3 protein-coding genes are annotated in these 1906 nt (G+C 74.3%); 1 reads left to right on the top strand and 2 read right to left on the bottom strand.

Features of this window, described 5'->3' with window-relative positions:
* Window positions 1–165 precede the first annotated feature (165 nt).
* A complete protein-coding gene (locus G3I42_RS03085; RefSeq protein ID WP_164282306.1) occupies window positions 166–732 on the top strand; it encodes a Uma2 family endonuclease in 567 nt (188 codons plus the stop codon).
* A gap of 34 nt (window positions 733–766) precedes the next feature.
* Here G3I42_RS03085 and G3I42_RS03080 read toward each other — a convergent pair whose 3' ends face one another.
* Both G3I42_RS03080 and G3I42_RS03075 read right to left on the bottom strand, forming a co-directional pair.
* On the bottom strand, window positions 767–1426 hold the full coding sequence (locus tag G3I42_RS03080) for a response regulator transcription factor (protein ID WP_164282305.1): 660 nt from the start codon (window positions 1424–1426) through the stop codon (window positions 767–769).
* On the bottom strand, window positions 1423–1906 hold a 484-nt coding region (locus G3I42_RS03075), incomplete at its 5' end, for an ATP-binding protein (protein ID WP_343244434.1). The genes G3I42_RS03075 and G3I42_RS03080, both read right to left, overlap by 4 nt.

The following is a 1906-nucleotide window of genomic DNA, read 5'->3' as shown; positions in this document are numbered from 1 at the left end:
GGGCCGTGCCCGGTCCGGGTGAAGGGCTTCGGCTTCGCGTATGCGTTCTCCGCATACGCTGAAGACTGTCGCCGAAAGCAAAGGAGGTTCGCCGTGGCAGAGCCGGTACCCGAGTACGCGTCCACGTCGGCCGAGCCGGACCAGTGGGCGCGTCGTGCGTCCCTCCTGGCCGAGCTGGCCGACTCCAGCCTGCCGGCCCCCTCGGTGGACGCCGCCTTCGAGGTATTCAGCGCCGCCGCCCCCAAGGGCTGGCGCGTGGAGCTGGTCGAAGGGGAAATCCACGTGACACCACCGGCGAACGGCGAGCACGAGGAGATGGTGTCGGAGCTGAGCGGTCAGGCCCGGGACCACCGCCGCGACCTCGCCCGGTACACCGGGATCGGGCTCCGCGTCCCCGGTGCCCCGGGCAGCGGGCGCGTCATTCCCGATCTGGTCCTCGCCCCGCGCGGAAGCTTCGCGGACCGCCAGGAATGGCACGACCCCGCGCCCGTCCTGCTCGCCGCCGAGGTGACGTCCTCCTCCACGGCCGCCAACGACCGAGTGCGCAAGATCCGTGGCTGTGCGCGGGCCGGTATCCCCGTCTACCTGGTCGTCGATCGCGAGGCGGACCACATCCTCGTCTGCACCCGTCCCTCCGGCGACGACTACCGCCAGAAGACGACCTACAAGATCGGCGACCCCGTACCGCTCCCCGACCCCGTGGGATTCACCGTCGATTCCGGGGAGCTGTGAGGCAGGATCGGCCCGCTCGGCAGCCGAAGCCCCTTCATTCCAGGAGCCGTTGCTCCTTCGCCACCGCCACCGCTCCGGCCCGTGTGTCCACGCCCAGTTTCTGGTAGACGCGGCCCAGGTGGGTCTTCACCGTGGCCTCGCTGATGTGGAGGGCGCGGGCGATGTCGCGGTTGCCGAGGCCCTGGGAGAGCTGGGCGAGGATGTCGCGCTCGCGGGGGGTCAGCGCGGGGCGAGGCGCGCGCAGGTGGGCGAGGACGCGGTGGGCGACCGGCGGCGAGAGCGCGGTACGGCCCCGCGCCGCCGCGTGGACCGCCGCGAAGAGTTCCTCCGGGCGCTCCGCCTTGAGGAGGTAGCCCGTCGCGCCCGCGTTCACCGCGCGCGCCACGTCCGCGTCCGTGTCGTACGTCGTGAGGACGAGGACGCGCGGCGGAGCGGGCAGCGCGAGCAGACGCCGGGTCGCCTCGACCCCGTCCATGCCCGGCCCGAGCTGGAGGTCCATCAGGACGAGGTCGGGCCGGAGCTTCGCCGCCAGCGCCACCGCCTCCTCACCGCTCCCCGCCTCCCCGCTCACCTCGATCCCGGCCGCGCTCGCGAGCAGCGCGCGCAGCCCGGCCCGCACGACGGCGTGGTCGTCGCAGAGGAGGAGACGCACGGGGGTGTCGTGCGTCGGCGCGTCGGTCGCGGCGTCCGTCATGAGGGGGGTCCTTCGGGTGGGGGCTGGGTGGAGGTCGTCTGTTCCGTCGCGGGCTCTGTCGCCGGCCGGGAGAACGTGCGCTCCGCGTCCCCGTCCCCCTGCGGCCCGTGCAACGGGACCCGCGCCGTCAGGACCGTCCCCTCGCCCGGCGCCGACTCGACCGAAAGCGTCCCGCCCAACTGCTCCAGACGCGCACGCGTCGCGGGGAGGCCGTGGCCGCGCGGCCCGCGAGGGTGCGCCCCCAGGTCGGGGACGAAGCCCCTGCCGTCGTCGGCGATGTCCAGGAACGCGAGGTCGTCGAGCAAGGTGAGCGTGAGCGTCGCGGTACGGGCGCGGGCATGCTCCCGTACGTTCGCGAGCGCGCCCTGCGCCGTCCGCAGCAGCGCCGATGCCACCCGCTCCGGCAGCACGGCCGGGCCCGCGCCCGTCTCGTCGTGCACCTCGGCCCGCACCGCGAGCCCGTCGCGCGAGGCCCCGGCC

Origin of the sequence: Streptomyces sp. SID11385 (assembly GCF_010548245.1) — a bacterium.
Lineage (GTDB): Bacteria > Actinomycetota > Actinomycetes > Streptomycetales > Streptomycetaceae > Streptomyces.
The sequence above is the reverse complement of the archived record's forward strand: the minus strand, read 5'-3'. Positions and strand labels throughout refer to the sequence as shown.